General features: G+C 66.1%; 15 protein-coding genes. 6 read left to right on the top strand and 9 right to left on the bottom strand.

Annotated features, from left to right (window positions below; genetic code table 11):
- Positions 1 to 44: 44 nt before the first annotated feature.
- Complete coding sequence (locus tag ASD14_RS02605; protein WP_235565296.1) at positions 45 to 1,058, bottom strand: efflux RND transporter periplasmic adaptor subunit; 1,014 nt, start codon at positions 1,056 to 1,058, stop codon at positions 45 to 47.
- A 222-nt stretch (positions 1,059 to 1,280) separates the two neighbouring features.
- Between ASD14_RS02605 and ASD14_RS02600 the strand changes: the two genes are divergently transcribed.
- Complete coding sequence (locus tag ASD14_RS02600) at positions 1,281 to 1,805, top strand: O-acetyl-ADP-ribose deacetylase (protein WP_056128397.1); 525 nt, start codon at positions 1,281 to 1,283, stop codon at positions 1,803 to 1,805.
- Positions 1,806 to 1,864: 59 nt separating this feature from the next.
- On the opposite strand, the gene ASD14_RS02595 is transcribed toward ASD14_RS02600, so the two are convergent.
- The 5 genes from ASD14_RS02595 to ASD14_RS02575 form a co-directional block, all read right to left on the bottom strand.
- Entirely contained in the window at positions 1,865 to 2,875 is a 1,011-nt protein-coding gene (locus ASD14_RS02595; protein ID WP_056128393.1) for a class I fructose-bisphosphate aldolase, read from the bottom strand.
- Positions 2,876 to 3,028: 153 nt separating this feature from the next.
- Entirely contained in the window at positions 3,029 to 4,495 is a 1,467-nt protein-coding gene (gene pyk, locus ASD14_RS02590) for a pyruvate kinase (RefSeq protein ID WP_056128392.1), read from the bottom strand.
- 140 nt (positions 4,496 to 4,635) lie between these two features.
- On the bottom strand, positions 4,636 to 5,274 hold the full coding sequence (locus ASD14_RS02585; protein WP_056128389.1) for an HAD hydrolase-like protein: 639 nt from the start codon (positions 5,272 to 5,274) through the stop codon (positions 4,636 to 4,638).
- 4 nt (positions 5,275 to 5,278) lie between these two features.
- Entirely contained in the window at positions 5,279 to 6,454 is a 1,176-nt protein-coding gene (locus ASD14_RS02580; protein ID WP_056128387.1) for a phosphoglycerate kinase, read from the bottom strand.
- A 92-nt stretch (positions 6,455 to 6,546) separates the two neighbouring features.
- Positions 6,547 to 8,463, bottom strand: a complete 1,917-nt coding sequence (locus ASD14_RS02575) for a PKD domain-containing protein (protein ID WP_235565284.1) — start codon at positions 8,461 to 8,463, stop codon at positions 6,547 to 6,549.
- A 312-nt stretch (positions 8,464 to 8,775) separates the two neighbouring features.
- On the opposite strand from ASD14_RS02575, the gene ASD14_RS02570 reads away from it, so the two are divergent.
- Positions 8,776 to 9,510 (top strand): FKBP-type peptidyl-prolyl cis-trans isomerase, encoded by a 735-nt coding sequence (locus ASD14_RS02570; protein WP_162247663.1) that lies wholly within the window; start codon positions 8,776 to 8,778, stop codon positions 9,508 to 9,510.
- A 67-nt stretch (positions 9,511 to 9,577) separates the two neighbouring features.
- Here the strand turns inward: ASD14_RS02570 and gap are convergent, their stop codons facing one another.
- Positions 9,578 to 10,582 carry a type I glyceraldehyde-3-phosphate dehydrogenase gene (gap, locus tag ASD14_RS02565; RefSeq protein ID WP_056128378.1) on the bottom strand — a complete coding sequence of 335 codons (1,005 nt, stop codon included), beginning with the start codon at positions 10,580 to 10,582 and terminating at the stop codon, positions 9,578 to 9,580.
- A gap of 200 nt (positions 10,583 to 10,782) precedes the next feature.
- On the opposite strand from gap, the gene ASD14_RS02560 reads away from it, so the two are divergent.
- The 4 genes from ASD14_RS02560 to ASD14_RS02545 all read left to right on the top strand — a co-directional run bounded on the left by ASD14_RS02560 (position 10,783) and on the right by ASD14_RS02545 (position 15,414).
- Positions 10,783 to 11,679, top strand: coding sequence for a S1/P1 nuclease (locus ASD14_RS02560; RefSeq protein WP_056128375.1), 897 nt, complete (start codon positions 10,783 to 10,785; stop codon positions 11,677 to 11,679).
- On the top strand, positions 11,676 to 12,563 hold the full coding sequence (locus ASD14_RS02555; RefSeq protein ID WP_056128370.1) for an MBL fold metallo-hydrolase: 888 nt from the start codon (positions 11,676 to 11,678) through the stop codon (positions 12,561 to 12,563). The genes ASD14_RS02560 and ASD14_RS02555 overlap by 4 nt, the downstream gene beginning before the upstream one ends.
- A gap of 36 nt (positions 12,564 to 12,599) precedes the next feature.
- Positions 12,600 to 14,531, top strand: coding sequence for an acetyl-CoA hydrolase/transferase C-terminal domain-containing protein (locus tag ASD14_RS02550; protein ID WP_056128367.1), 1,932 nt, complete (start codon positions 12,600 to 12,602; stop codon positions 14,529 to 14,531).
- A 190-nt stretch (positions 14,532 to 14,721) separates the two neighbouring features.
- Positions 14,722 to 15,414, top strand: coding sequence for a hypothetical protein (locus ASD14_RS02545; protein ID WP_056128364.1), 693 nt, complete (start codon positions 14,722 to 14,724; stop codon positions 15,412 to 15,414).
- A gap of 54 nt (positions 15,415 to 15,468) precedes the next feature.
- Here the strand turns inward: ASD14_RS02545 and ASD14_RS02540 are convergent, their stop codons facing one another.
- Positions 15,469 to 17,547 carry an NADPH-dependent 2,4-dienoyl-CoA reductase gene (locus ASD14_RS02540; RefSeq protein WP_056128362.1) on the bottom strand — a complete coding sequence of 693 codons (2,079 nt, stop codon included), beginning with the start codon at positions 17,545 to 17,547 and terminating at the stop codon, positions 15,469 to 15,471.
- Positions 17,548 to 17,696: 149 nt separating this feature from the next.
- Entirely contained in the window at positions 17,697 to 18,857 is a 1,161-nt protein-coding gene (locus ASD14_RS02535; protein WP_056128359.1) for a right-handed parallel beta-helix repeat-containing protein, read from the bottom strand.
- Between the last annotated feature and the right edge of the window lie 83 nt (positions 18,858 to 18,940).

Below are 18,940 nucleotides of genomic sequence, written 5' to 3'. Positions count from 1 at the left end.
GCGAGGGAGTAACCGTCCGGCGCGTGGCGCCAGGATCGATGGGATTACTTCGCAGCAGCACCCTTCGCGCCACTATCGACAACCTTGCTGCCCGGCCGCAGCTTCACCGTGCCGTCGACGACGATGCGTTCGCCCGCTTTCACGCCACGTGTGATCTCGGCCAGGCCATCGCGGCGCGCTCCGACATCCACGTCGGCGCGCTCGGCGGTGCCCTCGCTGGTGACGCGATACACGAACGAATCGGTGCCGACCTGCACGATCGCGATTTCCGGCACGAGCAATGCCTGCCGTTCCGGGCGCTGCAACGCGATCTCCAGCAGCATGCCCGGGCGCAGCGCGCGATCGGGATTGGGGAAATCGGCACGCACCGTGACCGAACGCGTCGCCTCGTCGATACGCGCATCGATCGTGCTGACCACGCCGTCGAAGCGGCGATCGGGATAGGCCTCGCTGTGCCCGCTCACGCGCAGACCGGGCGCGAGCTGCGCGAGCATGGTTTCGGGCACGGGGAAATCGACGTACACGCGCGCGGTGTCGTCGAGCGTGGCGATGGCCGTGCCCGGCGTCACCAGCGAACCGGGACTCACCCGGCGGATGCCGAGGACGCCGGCGAACGGCGCGCGGATCACGCGATCGCCGAGCTGCGCGCGAATCTGGGCGACGCGCGCGTTGGCGGTATCGCGCGCTGCGCGCTGCGTATCGAGCGCGGAACGCGCGATGAGTTGCTGCGCGGCGAGTTCGTTCTGGCGGCGATAGAGGCGATCGGCTTCTTCCGCTTCCGCCTTTGCTTCCACCAGCGCGGCCTGCTGCGCCTGCCCGCTCAGCGTGACCAGCGGCGCGCCCTTGGCCACGATATCTCCGCTCTGGAAATGCACCTGCTGCACGGTTTCGCTCACCTTGGCGGTTACCGTGACCGATTCGCGCGCATGCACCGTTCCCAGCGCCTGGACACTGTCGCTCCACGATTGCGGCCGCACGACCTGCGTGGTCACGGTCACTGGCCGGTCGCCTTTCCCGTCGCCCTGCGATGCCACGTCCTTGCCGCAGGCGACAAGCAGGCAGGTGAACGCGAGGGCAAGCAGTGTCCTGGTCAAGCATGACTCCGGGGAAGACAACGGGCGAGGGCCGATTCTAGGGATAGCCTGGGGCGATTGCCCTGCAGCAATCGTTCCGGAAACCGGCAGCGATCGATTCTACGGAATGGGTGGACCCGACGTATGGGCCAATGGTTGTCCCCTGATACGGCAAAATCCCCTGAAAAACAGGCTCCGGATCCAGCCATGCCGATCGAGGTCATCCAGGGCGACATCACCCGCCTGCCGGTAGACGCCATCGTCAACGCCGCCAACGAGGCCCTGTCGGGCGGCGGTGGCGTGGACGGCGCCATCCATCGCGCCGCGGGACCGGAACTGCACGAGGCATGCAGGGCAATCCCGTTCGTGCGGCCGCATGTGCGATGCCCCACTGGCGAAGCCCGCATCACGGCAGGTTTCGCACTGCCGGCACGCCATGTGATCCACACGGTGGGGCCGGTCTGGCATGGCGGAGATCAGGACGAACCGGCCCTGCTGACGAGTTGCCATCGCGAATCGCTGCGGCTGGCGACGGAACACGGGGTACGGACGATTGCATTCCCCGCAATCAGTTGCGGCGTCTTCGGTTATCCGCCGGAGCTCGCGGCGCCGGTAGCAATCGCATCGATACGCGAATGGCTGGATGCGCACGCGCTGCCGGCCGATGTGCTGCTTTGTTGTTTCAGCGCCGGGATGGCGTCGGTGTTCCGGCACGCGCTCGGCACGACCTGAGGCAATAAACAAAAACGCCGGCACGAAGCCGGCGTTCTTGCTATCCATCGTGCAGCGCTTTACGCAGCCTTCTGCCACTGGCCCAGCGCCGCCAGGCCGTTGTCCTTCGCACGCGCGTAGACCGTCTGCTGCGCGGCGGCGAAGTTGTTCACCAGGTCCTGCGACCACAGCTTCAGCGCAGCGGCCTGCATGGCGCGGCCGTAGGAGAACGACAGCGGCCACGGGTTCGGGCCCATGCGGTTCATCGCGTCGAGGTGCGCGGTCGCGTCTTCGTCGGACTGGCCGCCCGAGAGGAACACGATGCCCGGCAGGATCGCCGGCACGGTCGACTTCAGGCACTGCAGCGTGGCGGCGGCGACTTCCTCGACACTCACCTTCTCGCCGCTGGTGGTGCCCGGCACGACCATCGAAGCCTTCAGGATCGTGCCTTCCAGCACGACGTTGTGCTCGACGAGCGAGTTGAACAGCGAACGCAGCGTCACTTCGGTGACCTGGAAGCATTCGTCGATGTCGTGGCTACCGTCCATGATCACTTCCGGCTCGACCATCGGCACCAGGCCCTGCTCCTGGCACAGCGCGGCATAACGCGCCAGCGCGTGGGTATTGGCGTCGATGCAGGTACCCGACGGAATGTCATCGCCGATGTTGATCACCGCGCGCCACTTGGCGAAGCGGGCGCCGAGCTTGTAGTACTCGGCGAGACGATCGCGCAGGCCGTCGAGGCCCTCGGTGACGACTTCGCCCGGGCAGCCGGCGAGGTTGTGCGTGCCCTTGTCGACCTTGATACCGGGGATCATGCCGTGGTCCATCATGTACTTCGCGAACGGCACGCCGTCGCTGGTGGACTGGCGGATGGTCTCGTCGAACAGGATCGCGCCGGAGATGTAGTCGCTCAGCTTGGGCGTCGTGAGCAGCAGCTCGCGGTAGCGGCGACGGTTCTCTTCGGTGTTCTCGATGCCCACGCCGGCGAAGCGCTTGGCGCAGGTGCCGGTGGATTCGTCGATCGCGATGATGCCCTTGCCCGGGGCCACCATGGCCAAGGCGGTTTCGGCAAGCTGTTCGATGCTCATGGGTGTCCTGCGGGAGCGGTGGGAAGCCGCGGATTATAGCGGCTGAGGGTCACCACCGCGTCGTTGCGGCGACGCAGAATCAACCACTTGCAGACCACACACCCGCGAATCCAATACCAGTCGCAGGCTCCCGCCGATCCGCGGCGATGCCCTCTACAACTCGCCGAGCCCCTCGGCCTTCCCGTCCTCGCCCACCTGCAGCAGGCGCAGCGTGTTGGTCGCGCCGTGGTGTTCCATGTGGTCGCCACTGGTGAAGATCACGCGCTCGCCCACGTCGAGGTAGCCCGCGTCGAACAGCTGCTTGATCGAGCGCCGCGCCGCATCGCGCGAGGCCAGCCCGCGGCTGTCGAAGTCGATCGGGAAGACGTCGCGCATCATCGCCATGCGCCGGCGCGCGCCGTCATGGCGCGAGAGTCCGTAGATCGGCACGGACGAGCGGAAGCGCGAGAGGAAGCGCGCGGTGCCGCCGGATTCGGTCGCGGCCAGGATCGCGCGCACGCCGATGTGCTCGGACAGGAACATGGCCGCCATCGCGATCGCCTGGTCGGCGCGCTCGAGATTGCGCGGTGCATCCTCGAAGTCGGTGTCGGATTCGAACTGGCGTTCGGCGCCGAGGCAGATGCGCGCCATCGCTTCCACCGCGCGCACCGGATATTTGCCGGCCGCCGATTCCTGCGAAAGCATCACCGCATCGGTGCCGTCGATGACGGCGTTGGCGACGTCGAGCACTTCCGCGCGCGTCGGGATCGGACTGTCGACCATCGACTGCAGCATCTGCGTCGCGGTGATCACGACGCGCCCGCATTCGAGCGATTCGCGGATGATCTTCTTCTGCAGGCCCGGCAGTTCGGCATCGCCGATCTCCACGCCGAGGTCGCCACGCGCCACCATCACCACGTCGCTGGCGAGCACGATTTCGCGCAGGTTCTCGATCGCTTCGGCGCGTTCGATCTTCGACACCAGCGCGGCATCGCTGCCGGCGGCGCGCGCGATGCGGCGCGCTTCCTCCATGTCTTCGGCATTGCGGCAGAACGACACGGCGATGAAATCGGCCCCGAGTTCGGCGGCGACCTTGATCAGTTCGCGGTCGCGTTCGGTCAGCGCGCCGAGCGAGAGACCGCCGCCCTGCTTGTTGAGGCCCTTGCGGTCGGACAGGGCGCCGTCGTTGAGCACAGTGCTGACGATGCGCTCGCCTTCGATCCGTTCGACGCGCAATTGCAGCATGCCGTCGTCCAGCAGCAGCACGTCGCCGGGGATCACGTCGCCCGGCAGGCCGAGGTAGCTCACGCCGACTTCGTGGATGGTGCCGGGCGGCGCAGTGGTGCTGGCGACGAGATCGAAACGGTCGCCCGCCTTCAGCAGCACGCGGCCTTCGGCGAAGCGCTCGATGCGGATCTTCGGGCCGGGGAGATCGGCGAGGATGCCGACTTCGCGGCCCACGCGATGCGCCGCTTCGCGCACCGCATTGGCACGCGCGACCTGCCCCGACGGATCGCCGTGCGAGAAGTTGAGGCGAACCACGTCGACGCCGGCATTGAGGAGGGCGTCCAGGACGCCCGGTGCATCGGTGGCGGGACCGAGGGTGGCGAGGATCTTGGTGCGGCGGCGGACGATGGACACTGTGCGTGGATGCGGTGATGACTGAGCCCCCGAAACTAGCACAGCCCGCCGCACACTGGTCCGACAAGGGTTATGAAATCGAGTTCAGATGCGCGGGCTCACCGGGCGTGTGGCCAGCATCCGCGTTCGCACGGCCGCTGTCAGGCCGCGAGCAGCAGTGGCAACTCGTCGGGATGCGCGGCCAGCCGCCGGGCACCGGCCGCGCGCAGCTCGTCTTCACCGCCAAAACCCCAGAGCACGCCCACGTGGCGCATGCCGTGGTGGAGCGCGCCTTCGATGTCCATGCGGCGGTCGCCGATCATCCAGCACTCGTCCGGCAAAACCTCGAGCCGCTGCAGGGCTTCGGCGATCAGCTCCGGCTTGTGGCTGCGGCTGCCGTCGATGGTCGCACCGATGATGTCGACGAAACGATGGCCGAATGGCAGGTGGGCCGCGATCTTGCGCGCGTGCGGTTCGTTTTTCGCCGTGACCACGGCGAGACGATGCCCGACTGCATGCAGAGCCTCCACGGCCTCGCCGATGCCTGCGTAAACCTCGTGCTCGGCCCAACCGTGCGATTCGAAGCGGTCGCGATAGTGCAGCACCGCCTGTTCGACCTTCCCGTCATCGCGCAATAAGGGCGCGAAGCTGGTACGCAGCGAAGGACCGATCCAACGGCGCAGCTCCGCCTCAGGCGGCACTTCCAGCCCCATCTGCGTCAGCGCGTGCGCGACGCAGCGGGTGATCCCGACCTCCGAATTGATCAGCGTGCCGTCCATGTCGAAGAAGAGCGTGGCCATGGGTTCAGCCGCGCGCGTTCAATGCTGCAACCGCCGGCAGTTCCTTGCCTTCCAGGAATTCCAGGAACGCACCGCCGCCGGTCGAGATGTAGGACACGTCCTGTTCGATGCCGTATTTGTCGACGGCGGCGAGCGTGTCGCCGCCGCCGGCGATCGAGAACGCCTTCGATGCGGCGATGGCACGCGCCAGGGTTTCGGTGCCTTTGCCGAATGCGTCGAATTCGAACACGCCGACCGGGCCGTTCCACACGACGGTGCCGGCGCCCTGGATCAGTTCCGCATAACGCGCGGCGGTCCGCGGGCCGATGTCCAGGATCATGTCTTCGGCGCCGACCGCATCGACGGCCTTCACGGTCGCGGGTGCATCAGCGGCGAAGGCAGGCGCGACGACGACATCGCTCGGGATCGGGATGTCCGCGCCCCGCTCCTTCGCGTCGGCCATGATCTGCTTCGCGGTATCGAGCAGGTCCATCTCGACCAGCGACTTGCCGACGCCATGACCCATCGCCGCGATGAAGGTGTTGGCGATGCCGCCGCCGACGATCAGCTGGTCGACCTTGCCCACCAGCGACGACAGCAGTTCGAGCTTGGTGCTCACCTTGGAACCGGCGACGATCGCGAGCAGCGGGCGCGCGGGATGTTCGAGCGCCTTGGCGAGTGCATCGAGTTCGGCCATCAGCAGCGGGCCACCGGCGGCGACCTTCGCGAAACGGATCACGCCATGCGTCGAGGCCTGCGCGCGATGCGCGGTACCGAATGCGTCCATGACGAAGACGTCGCACAGCTCCGCGTACTTCTTCGACAGGGTTTCGTCGTCCTTGCCCTCGCCGACATTCATGCGGCAGTTCTCGAGCAGCACGATGTCGCCCGCCTTCACCGCGAAGTCGGCGCTGAGCCAGTCGCGCACCAGCGGCACGTCGCGGCCCAGCAGTTCACCAAGACGTTTCGCGACCGGCTCGAGCGAATCTTCCGGCGACCACACGCCTTCCTTCGGGCGGCCCAGGTGCGACATCACCATCACCGCGGCGCCTTTTTCCAGCGCCAGCTTCAACGTGGGAATGGAAGCCGTAAGGCGCTGGTCAGAGGTGACGTTGCCGTCCGCGACGGGCACGTTGAGATCCTGGCGGATCAGCACGCGCTTGCCAGCGAGGTCAAGGTCGGTCATGCGGACGATGGACATGGGGCTCCGGGCAGATGGCGCAAACAGGGGCGCACATTGTCCGTTCTGCGCGGATGCCTTTCAAATCGCCCGCGGCACGGCGCGCGACGGCTTCAGTAGGTCAGCGTGATCGTCTGCGTGCATACCGCGCGGCTGGCTTCGCACACCCGGTAGGTGAGCGTGCCTGAGCCGCTCAGGCCGGTGGCATCCAGGTAGGCGCCGTCGTTGGCGGTAACCGTGGCGCGCGTGTTGTTGCGGAAGATGTCGACCGAACTGGTCTGCGCGCCCACCCAGCGCAGGTCGACGTTCACCGTTCCAGTGCTCTCGTCGACGGTGCCGGTCAGATTGAGCGTTGGCACGTTTCGGGTCACGCTGCGCTGTGCGCCGTCGTCGTCCGTGACGGTCAGTCGCACAGTCCACAGGCCTAGGGTCGCGTAGGTGTGACTGGGCGTGGCGCTGGTGGATGAGGTGCCATCGCCGAAGTCCCAGGCATGGGTGACGAGGGTGCCGTCGCTGTCGGTCGAGTAATTCTTGAACACGACCTGCCGCCCGCGCACCCAATAGCCGAACGACGCGGTCGGAGGCGTGTTCGCGGCCGGACTGCTTACCGTTACCGAGCGGCTCACGCTGTCTGTCGCACCTTCGTCATCGGTGACGGTCAGCGTGACCGTGTAGGTTCCTGCTGTCGCGTAGGCATGGTTGGGATTGGTGCTGGTCGCACTCTGGCCGTCGCCGAAATTCCAGCTTCGCGAGGCAATGGTTCCATCCGCATCGGTCGAGTCGTCGGTGAAGTCGACCGACAGCCCCTGCGCGGCAAACGAGAAGTCGGCCAACGGCGGTGCGTTCTCCGAAGCAGCGTTGTTGCAGGTACCGCTGAAGCTGTCGGTCCAGTTTTTGCCGACGACCGGCACGAACTCGCCCGTGTATCCATCGGCAGTCAGTTCCAGCTTGAGCACGCCCCACGTGTCTGCCTGTGCGGCTTGCAGCAGCGGATGCGTGCCATTGAGCGCATAGAGATCGCGACCGCCGGTGCCGACGATGACCTGTCGCAGGCCATCGCTCGATGCGACCTGCGACGGCGTCATCTTCGCGTAGCGCTGGTAGTTGTGGTCGTGGCCGACCAGCACCAGATCGACCCCGGCCGCATACAGGCGGTCGTATGCCGGCTTCATCGACGCCGACCCGTTGTACACACCCCGGCTCACCATCGGATGGTGGAAGAAGGCCGCCGTGCATGGCTTCGTATTCGCGGCGAGATCGGAATCGAGCCACGCCAGCTGCGTCGATGAAACCGTTCCGCTCGACATGCTGTTGAGCGCGATGAAGTGCCATTCGCCGACATCGAAGCTGTAATAGCCCCTGCTGCGATCGCCCGCGGGACCGGTCTGCCGGCCGACGCCGTTGAAGTAATCGAAGTAGCCGCTGGCACCGGCGGTCAGGTAGTCATGGTTGCCGGGGGTGGGATTGGTCAGCTCCTTGAAACGCCCCCATCGCGGCGCGTAACGCGTGTTGAACTCGGCCAGCGTGCCGCTGTTGTACGCGTTGTCCCCCGTGGTGAATACGACCGTCGGATTGATCGCGACGATCAGGTCCGATGTCCTGCCGCAATCGGCAGGGGTGCTGTCGCAGATGTCGCCCGCGCCGGCCGCCACCACGGGCGAGCCTTCGAGTGCGGCGGTTCCAAACTGGTAGCTCTCCACCGTATAGCGGCTGTCGGAATGACCGAAGGAGGGGTGGATGTCGACGCAGTTCCCGCGCAAGGCTCGCGAGTAGAACGCGCGGCCCTTCCAGTGGTTGCCTTCGAAAACGTAGCGATCGCCACCGTCGCTCTCCAGCACGAGCGAGTCGTACGCGCCCAGCGTGAGTTCGCTGAAGCCGATGCGGACCCATTTCGCATTCTTCCCGCACACCTGCGTGGCCGGCACAGCCAGCCTGGAAGTTGCCGGGAGATAACGCGTTGTGGCGCCATCTTCCGCGAGTTGTGGAACCCGGGAAGCCCCCCACGCGGGACTCACGATGGCAAGCAACATCGCGATGGCCCAAACCAAACCAGCGATGCATTGCCTGCTCATAGAGGGCATCCCATGTTGCGAAGCGTGTGCCGATGTTCATTCCAACGCGGCACTCCGTCCGCAACGGACACGCCGTAAGCGCGTGTATACGCCTCAACGTGTCGACGATTCCTCACTCGCCCGGGCGAGTGATCTGAACTGGAAAAGCAATGGACGAAGCCATGTTTACAGCTTCGATACATTCCTGACTGCACAGTGCGACATTCCTTCACGACGCCCGCTGGATGGCGACCTCCGCGCCGACCGATGCCGGCGTTGCCGGCGAAGCCCATGAAACCGATCGTTCTCCTGCTGCTCGCGATGCTGCTCCTCACGGCCTGCACCGCCCGCGATCACCCCGCGCAGGACGGCAGTGATGCCACCCGGAAAATCGATCTCGCCACCGACCGGGCGCGCGCGAGCTACATGGTTGGCGTCGATGTCGCGAACGACCTGCGTCCGATCCGCGACGACATCGACCTCGAGATCGTGCAGCAATCCATGCGTGCGACGCTATCGGGACAGAAGCCGCAACTCGACGCGAAGCAACTCGACCAGGTGCGCCGCGAGTTCACCGCACAGCTTCGCGAGAAGCGTGCGCGACAGGCGCGCGAGGTCGCCGAACGCAACCGCAGGACGGGCGAGGCGTTCCTTGTCGCGAATGCCGGAAAGCCCGGTGTTGTCACCACGCCATCCGGACTGCAGTACCAGATCCTCCGGCCTGGCAGCGGTCCACATCCCGGTGCGTCCGCCACCGTGAGCATCCATTACATCGGCCGCACGCTCGAAGGCCGCGAATTCTCCAATACTTACGCCGCGCAGCATCCCGAAACCCTTCCGCTGCCGCGCGTGATGCCGGGCCTGGCCGAAGCGATGACGCTGATGACGCCCGGTAGCCGCTATCGCTTCTGGATTCCCGGTCCGCTCGCCTATGGCGAAGCCGGACGCGCCGGCGACATCGAGCCCAATGCAACGCTGGTCTTCGATATCGAGCTGCTCGAATCCGCTGGCGGGGATAGGGAGTGATTGACCCGCACGAGCCCACAAAAAAGCCCCGCAATGCGAGGCTTTTTTGCAACACATTCGTGGCCGCTTACTTGCCGGCGACGACCTTGACCATTTCCAGGCACTTGTTCGAGTAGCCCCACTCATTGTCGTACCAGCTGACGAGCTTGACGAAGGTGCCATCGAGCGCGATGCCGGCTTCGGCGTCGAAGATCGAGGTGCGCGCGTCGCCGCGGAAATCGGTGGCGACGACCTTGTCCTCGGTGTAGCCGAGGATGCCCTTCAGCGCGCCTTCCGACTGCGACTTCATCTCGGCGCAGATCTCGGCGTAGGTGGCAGGCTTGTCGAGCTCGACGGTGAGATCGACGACCGACACGTCCGAGGTCGGGACGCGGAACGACATGCCGGTGAGCTTCTTGTTGAGTTCCGGGATCACCACGCCGACGGCCTTGGCCGCACCGGTGCTCGACGGGATGATGTTCTCGAGGATGCCGCGCCCGCCGCGCCAGTCCTTGTTGGACGGGCCGTCGACGGTCTTCTGCGTGGCGGTGGTGGCGTGCACGGTGGTCATCAGGCCGCGCTTGATGCCCCACTTGTCGTTGATGACCTTGGCGATCGGCGCCAGGCAGTTGGTGGTGCACGAGGCATTGGAGATGATCGCCTCGCCCTTGTAGCTCTTGTCGTTGACGCCGTAGACGAACATCGGCGTGTCGTCCTTCGACGGCGCCGACAGCACGACCTTCTTCGCGCCCGCATCGAGGTGCTTCTGCGCGGTGGCCTTGTCGAGGAACAGACCGGTGGATTCGATCACGACGTCGGCGCCGACCTCACCCCACTTGAGGTTGGCCGGATCGCGTTCCTGGGTCAGGCGGATCTTCCTGCCGTTGACGACCAGGGTATTGCCTTCGACCGAGACGTCGCCCTTGAAGCGGCCGTGCACGGAGTCGTAGCGCAACATGTAGGCGAGGTAGTCGGGCTCGAGCAGGTCGTTGATGGCGACGATCTCGATGTCGTTGCCGAAATTCTGCACGGCGGCGCGCAGGACATTGCGCCCGATGCGGCCGAAGCCGTTGATGCCTACCTTGATCGTCATTGCTGCAAGCTCCTGCGGCCGCGGTGCACGCGGCGGAATGGAAGGGGAAGCGCATTTTAGCAGTCGCGCCCGGCCAGGCGGCCCGGCGCGGTGGCACAGGCAGACGGGGCGTCGCAAGGCCCGCTCCGGCAAGCGGCGTGCACGGAAACGGCCGGTCCGCTGCCATCGAAGCCGTGGCCGGCTCCGGTACAGTGGATGGCATGAACGCCCACCACTCCCGAACCCCTTCCCTTCGCCGCCTGGCCTGGCTGGCCGCGGCACTGGCCCTCGTCATCGCCGCCCCGGTCGTCGCCTGGAGCGCGCTGGGCCACAAGCTGGTCGGTGAACTCGCACAGCGCCATCTCACGAAGACCGCGAACGCCGAAGTCGCACGACTGTTGCAAGGCGAAGCCGACCCGACACTCGCGGGCGTCGCCACCTGGGCCGACACGCTGCGCGACAGCGATCCGGATCGCTTCAAACAGACCTCGCGCTGGCACTACGTCAATCTCTCCAGCGACAAATGCAGTTACCGGCCCGAACGCGATTGCAAGGATGGCCAATGCGTCATCGCCGCGATCGACGCGCAGCGCGCGATCCTCGCCGACCGCAGCCAGCCGATCGAAAAGCGACGCGACGCGCTGAAGTTCATCGTCCACTTCGTCGGCGACATCCACCAGCCCATGCATGCGAACGCGCATGACGACCAGGGCGGCAACAAGTACCAGATCAGCCTGCGCACTGACATCGAACCCGAAGCCTACGCGCGCGACCGCTACGTTGGCGGCGTGATGGGCACGAACCTGCATTCGGTGTGGGACTTCTACGTGCTCGCCGAACGCGGCCTGGGCCTGGACGCATACGCCGACCGCCTCGACCACGAGCCGTGGCCGCCGACAATGGATCGCAACGCACTGACGCCCGCTTCGTGGGCCAGCGAATCCTGCGCGCTCACCGACCTGCGCCAGCTGTATCCGAAGACGCCGGACGGCAAGGACCTGCACAAGCTCGACCGCGGCTATTCCGAAAAACATCGCGCGCTGGCCGAACAACGCATCCGCATCGCCGCCTGGCGCCTGGCGACGCTGCTCAACGAGACGCTGGCGCCCCGGCAATGACTACGCCGGCCGCGACAGTGCAGGTGCATCCGTTCCACCACGCCGACACCGGCACGTGGAGCTACGTGGTCGCGGATTCCGCCACCCGGCAGGCGGCGATCATCGATCCCGTGCTGGATTTCGATGCCAGGGGCGGACGCATCTCGCATGCCTTCGCGCAGAAGCTGCTCGATTGCGTCAATGAGCAGCAGCTGCAGGTGCGCTGGCTGCTCGAGACCCACGCCCATGCCGATCACCTCACCGCGGCCCAGTGGCTGGGGGCGCGGCTTCCCGATGCACTGATCGCCATCGGCCACGGCATCCGCGAGGTACAGCGCACGTTCGCACCCGTATTCGAGCTGGATCCGGAAACCGCGGCGGACAGTTTCGATTGCCTGTTCAACGACGACGACGAGTTCGCCGTCGGCATGGCGCGTGCTGTCGCCATTCCCGTGCCGGGCCACACGCGCGACAGCCTGGCCTACCTGGTGGGCGACGCGCTGTTCACCGGCGATTCGCTGTTCATGCCCGATGCCGGCACCGCGCGCTGCGATTTTCCCGGCGGCGACGCGGCGATGCTGTTCCGCTCGATCCAGCGCCTGTACGAACTGCCGGAGTCGACGCGCGTATTCGTGTGCCACGACTACGGGAAGCCCGCGAGCGACGGCAAAGGCCGCGAGCCCGCCTGCGAAACCACCATCGGCGAACAGAAGCGCAACAACATCCACGTGCGCGAACACACGAGCGAAGCTGAATTCATCGCCCTGCGCGAAGCGCGCGATGCGATCCTCGCCGCACCGGCGCTGATCATCCCTTCGCTACAGGTCAACCTGCGCGCGGGTGCGCTCCCGGTCGCGGCCCCCAACGGCATCCGCTACCTGCGCATCCCGCTGGACCAGTTCTAACCCCGCCGCCACTCCGCGCCATTGCATACTGCCGCAATGACGGCGCCCCTCCAGCTCGAATCGATCGACGACGCCATCGACGCGATGCTTGCGCGCATCGATGGCGCGCTCCACGTCGGCGCACCGCTTGGTCTCGGCAAGCCGCATCGCCTGCTCAACGCGCTGTATGCACGGATCGAACGCGATCCTGCGCGTCCCCTGCACCTGTACACCGCGCTGTCGCTCGACCCGCCGTCTGGCGGCAAGGGACTGGAGGCGCGCTTCCTGCAACCGTTCGTCGAACGCCACTTCGGCAATGACTTCCCGCGCCTTTCGTACGTGCAGGCGCTGCGACGCGATGCACTGCCTGCGCACATCGAGGTCGAGGAGTTCTACCTGCAATCGGGCGCGTTGCTGCACTCGAAACAGGCACAGCGGCGCTACGCGAGCCTCAACTACACGCATGTCGCGCGGGCGCTCGCCGATCGCGGCCTCAACGTGATCGTGCAGAAGGTGGCGCGCTCGACAGACGGCCGGCTTTCGCTGTCGTGCAATACCGACCTGACCGCCGATGCGATCGAGGCCATCACCGCGCGCGGCCTGCCGCGTCCGCTGCTGGTGGCGGAAGTCGATCCGGAACTGCCGTGGCTCGATGGCAGCGCCTGCGTGCCCGTCGGCTTTTTCGACATCGTGGTTGCGCCGCCGGGACCCTATCCGAAACTCTTCGGCCTGCCGCGCCAACCGGTGAACGATACCGACTACGCGATCGGCTTCCACGCCAGCACGCTGGTGGTGGATGGCGGCACGCTGCAGATCGGCATCGGTGCCCTAGCCGATGCCTTGTGCCATGCGCTGGTGCTGCGCCATCTCGACAACGCGGCGTACCGGCGCGTACTGCGCGCACTCGGATCACCGGGCGCGAACGACACGGCGCTCGCCCCCTTCGCCGAAGGGCTCTATGGCTGCAGCGAGATGATCAACGAAGGCTTCCGCCGTCTCGTCGAAGCGGGTGTGATCCGGCGCAAGGTCGTCGACGACCTGGGCTTGATGCAGCGGCTGGCGGGCGGCGAAGCGAGCCCCGAAGACCACGCGAGACTGGAACGCGAAGGCGAATACCTGCACGGCGCGTTCTACCTCGGCTCGCCCGACTTCTATGAGTGGTTCCGCACGATGCCCGGTGAACAGCGCCGCGCGATCGGCATGAAGCGGGTCAGCGAAGTCAACGAACTCTACGGCGGCCACGAGGAACTCGAGCGCCTGCAGCGCCGCGATGCCCGCTTCTTCAACACCTGCATGATGGCGACGGCACTGGGCGCGGCGGTATCGGATGCTTTGGGCGACGGGCGCGTGGTGTCCGGCGTCGGCGGCCAATACAACTTCGTCGCCATGGCGCACGCGCTGCCGGATGCGCGATCGATCCTGATGCTGCGCGCCAGCCGCGAAGCCGGTGGGCATGTGCGATCGGGCATTCCGTGGAATTACCCCCACGCGACCATCCCGCGCCATCTACGCGACCTCTACATCACCGAATACGGCGTCGCCGACGTGCGCGGGCGCGCCGACGAAGACTGCGTGATCGCGATGGCGGCGATTGCCGATGCACGCTTCCAGGGCGGACTCCTCGCCACCGCGAAGGCCAATGGAAAGCTTCGTGCGGACTTCACCACGCCGGCCGCAGCGCGTCGCAATACACCCGAACAACTCCACTCCGCGCTGTCACCCTTCCGTGCCGACGGCACTCTGCCCGACTATCCCTTGGGCAGCGATTTCACTCCCGTGGAGCAACGTCTCGTAACCGCACTGGGTTGGCTCAAGGCCCATACGCCGACGCGCAGTGCCAAGCTGCGTACGCTGCTGCGGGCGCTGACCGCCGGCAGCATCAGCGACGCTGAAGCGGCAGACCGGATGGGGCTGGGCGAGCCCGCTGGTATCGGCGAATGGATCGAGTCCCGCCTGCTGTCACTTGCGTTGCGCGCAACACGGCGCTGAATGGTGCCCGCCCGCTTCAAGTTCCAACCCGCACGGAGCCGCAGTGGCGACGAGGCTCACGGCAGGCAGAACGGCGGCAACAGGCATTCGAACACCCGGTTCCATGCCGGGAGGCCAGGGGCCGCAGGCTGGAATTTGCCGAATTTGTGCAAAACGTATTAGCTTCCCCGGCCAAGCCGAGGGGAACCGAATGTCTGCCGAAAACGTCTACAAGCACTTCTACCGCACCCTTCGTCTCGGCGCAGCCGAGCTGAGTGACGGCGGTGGGCCGTTCGGTTTCGACATTACTACGGCGCTCGAATTCGACTATCTGATCGAACGCTACCAGTGCGACGCGGTCATCGAGACCGGCTGCAATGCAGGTGATACGACCGACTACCTGGCGCGAACCTATCCGAACCTGACCATCGTGACCTGCGATGTCGTGGACAAGTACGTCGACCTGGTGAAGCGCCGGGTCGGCTTCATGCCGCACACGCATGTTGAAAAGATCGACTCGCCCGAACTGATCGCGAAGTTCCGCGACAAGTTCCGTTGCCCGCTGTTCTACCTCGACGCGCACTGGTACGAGGCATGGCCGCTCGAGCGCGAACTCGGGTTGATCGAGAATGGCGTGGTTTGCGTCGATGACTTCAACATCGGCAATCCGCGTTTCGGTTTCGATAAATATGGCGAGATCGAATGCGGCCCCGACATGCTTGGGCGTTTCATCGACAAGATCCCGCACTACTACACCAACAATCCCGAGGCCCAGTACGAACTGCCTTGCCTGCAGCCCGGGCGTCGTGGTGGCAAGGCGTACTTCGCCGTGGGGCAGCAGCACGACCACCTGCAGCACCACCGCTACTTCAAGCGCTACGACACTCCGCGCCCGGCGCGTTGACGCGCAGCTGGCGGAGCAAAGCAGCGGAGCCGTCCTGCGGCCGCAATCCGACAGTCATAGCCCCGCCGCTACCCGGCTGCCCTGGTCGATCGCGCGCTTGGCGTCGAGCTCGGCGGCGACATCCGCACCGCCGATAACGTGCACCGTGACACCGGCAGCGCGCAGGTCGTCGGCAAGCGGGCGGTAGGGCTCCTGGCCGGCGCACACGACGACATGGTCGACGGGCAGCGTCTGCTGCGCGCCGTCGATGCGGATGTGGAAGCCTTCGTCGTCGACGCCGATGTATTCCACGCCGCCGAGCATGCGCACCTGCTTCGCCTTGAGCGTGGCGCGGTGGATCCAGCCGGTGGTCCTGCCGAGTTTCGCGCCGGGCTTGCCCGGGCTGCGCTGCAGCAGCCATACGGCGCGGGCGGCCGGTTCGGGTGCTGCGTCCCGCAGGCCGCCGCGGTTGCCGTTGTAGTCGAGGTCCACGCCCCACTCGGCGCGCCAGCGCTTCGGATCGGGCGAGGGCATGTCGCCGTTGCCGGGCTCGTGCCGGTGCACGAGGAATTCGGCGACATCGAAACCGATGCCGCCTGCACCGATGATCGCGACCTTTTGTCCGGGCACGACGCGACCGGTGAGCACGTCGACGTAACTGACCACCTTCGGATGCGTTGAACCGGGGAAATCGACCCTGCGCGGCTGGATACCGCTGGCAAGCACGACTTCATCGAACGAAGTCGCCAGCGTCGTCGTGTCGGCGCGCGTGTTGAGGCGCACGTCGACCTTGGTCAGCTCCAGCCTGCGCCGGAAGTAGCGCAGGGTTTCGTAAAACTCTTCCTTGCCCGGAATCCGCTTGGCCAGGTTGAACTGGCCGCCGATTTCCGCTGCAGCGTCGAACAGGGTGACCTGATGACCGCGCCCCGCCGCCACCGTTGCAGCGGCAAGTCCCGCAGGTCCAGCACCGACGACGGCAACCCTCTTCGGCGCAGTCGTCGCGCGATACACGAGTTCGGTTTCCGCGCACGCGCGCGGATTCACCAGGCAACTCGCGTTCTGGTTCTGGAAGACATGGTCGAGGCACGCCTGGTTGCAGGCGATGCAGGTGTTGATCTCGTCGACGCGGCGTGTACGCGCCTTGTTCACCCATTGCGGATCGGCCAGCAGCGGACGCGCCATCGACACCATGTCGGCTTCGCCGTTGGCGAGGATGCGCTCGGCGACGTCGGGCATGTTGATGCGGTTGGTGGTGATCAGCGGCACCTGCACGTGGGGCTTCAGCCGCGCCGTGATTCCGGTGAAGGCCGCGCGCGGCACGGACGTCGCGATCGTCGGCACGCGTGCTTCGTGCCAGCCGATGCCGGTGTTGATCAGCGTCGCGCCCGCGGCTTCCACGGCCTTTGCCTGCGCAACGACGTCCTCCCACTCGCTGCCACCGTCGACCAGGTCGAGCATCGACAGGCGATAGATGATGATGAAGTCCGGCCCGCAGGCTTCGCGGATGCGGCGCACGATTTCCACCGCGAAGCGCATGCGCCTGGCCGCGTCGCCGCCCCATGCGTCGTTGCGCTTGTTGGTCCGCGGCACGGTGAACTGGTTGAGCAGATAGCCTTCCGAACCCATCACCTCGACGCCGTCGTAGCCGCCGTCGCGCGCGAGCTTCGCGGTGCGCACGAAGGCGCGGATCTGGCGCTCGACGCCACCGGCCGACAACGCGCGCGGGGTGAAGGGATTGATCGGCGCCTTCAGCTTCGAAGGCGCGACCTGCAGCGGGTGGTAGCCGTAACGGCCCGCATGCAGGATCTGCAGGCAGATGCGGCTGCCGTGCGCATGCACCGCCTGCGTCACCTGCCGGTGCTTGCGCGCGTCCCAGGGCCAGCGCAGCGTGCCGCCAAAGGGTTTGAGCCAGCCTTCGATGTTCGGCGAGAAGCCGCCGGTGACCATCAGGCCGACGCCGCCTTCCGCGCGCTCGGCGAAGTACGCGGCGAGCTTCGGAAAATCGCGCGCCTTGTCCTCCAGTCCCGTGTGCATTGACCCCATCAGCACGCGGTTGGGCAGCGTGCAGAAGCCGAGGTCGAGCGGCGCGAACAGGTGCGGGAAGGCCGGGCGTGGCGGGGCGGACTTCGGATCGGAAACCAGCTGGGCGGTCATTCGCAGTACGGTCGCGTATGGAACGCGCACGATGCCGGGAAAGCGGTAGGTTCACAAGGGGCACGGCGATCCGGACGCCGCAAGCAAAAAGAGCCGCCGCGTGGATGCGCGGCAGCTCTTGTTTGCGGTGATTGGGAACGACGACGCCGTTACTGGGCGTAGTAGTTGGTCCCGATCGAGTTGCTGTAGCAGTCGGAGGTGATCTCCATGTGCCACGTCGTCTTCGGACTGGTCGAGGTGCTGGTGCCCGTGACCCTGATCGGCGTGGCGGTGGAGGTCTTCACCCCGAAGAACATCGTCTTGTTGTTGCGGAACGTGTTGCCGCTCACCGAGAACCCGTGGCTCGCCGCGCGCAGGCCGATGCCGTAGAGGCGGTTGTGCAGAATCTGGTTCGAGACGATCGATCCGCCGCCCGCGCCGATCGCAAGCACGCCGAAGCCGGTGTTGTATTCGATCTTGTTGGCGCGCAGCGTCACCGCACTGGTGCGCTTGTAGATCTGCACGCCGTTGGCCTTGTTGTGGTGGATCCAGCAGTTCTCGATCACCACGTTGGACACCGAGTACGGCTCATCCGGTTCGATATCGATGCCGCACTCGGGCTTGGTGCCCTGCGTGTAGCTGAACTCCGAGTCGTAGACCTTGACGTTGGTCGACTGGGTGATCGACAGGCCCTGGCGGCGGCACTGCGTGGAGACGATGTTCGCGATCACCACGTCGCTCGACGAACCGCCGATGCAGACGCCGTCGCCGGTGCACTTGCTGACGCGGATGTCGCGCAGGGTCACGCGCTTGGAACCGTTGATGGCGACACCGTGGTTCCATTCGTCGGTGTAGCCGGTGACGTACCGGTGGGTGTCGCGGTCGCCGACGATCTGGCCGCCCGCGATTTCCACATCGCTCACGTTGTTGACGTTGAGCAGGTAGGCACGGCGTACCGAAGACGTCTTCGCCTTCAGCACGGCGCCCGGAGCCAGCGAGAGCAGCATCAGGCTGCGCAGGCTGATGCGCTTGGTCGTGTCGACCAGATAGGTACCAGCCGGAATGGACACGACGCCGCCCGTGGATGGCAGCGAATTGATCGCGGCCTGGATCGCGGCGGTATCGTCATGCACGCCATCGCCTACCGCACCATAGTTGCGCACGTTGCGCGTCGTGGTGCCGCGCGAGCGGGTCGGCGGAACGTAGGCGGCGAGCGCCGGCAGCGCGACGCTGCCGAAGACCACGGATACGGCGACCGCGGAGGACTTCTTCAAAAAATCGCGGCGCGCCGTTTCCGGCAGGCGCAGGGTCTGTTCGTCTGCAAGATTCATGTATTTCCCGGGTGCCGGCTGCCTTCGGCTTAAGTCGTTCTTCCCTGGCAAGCGATGCACGGGGCCTTCGGGCCGGTTGGGAA

The organism is Lysobacter sp. Root494 (genome assembly GCF_001427225.1).
Taxonomy (GTDB): Bacteria; Pseudomonadota; Gammaproteobacteria; order Xanthomonadales; family Xanthomonadaceae; genus Agrilutibacter.
Note: the sequence above shows the minus strand (reverse complement) of the source record. Positions and strands in the feature narration are given on the sequence as shown.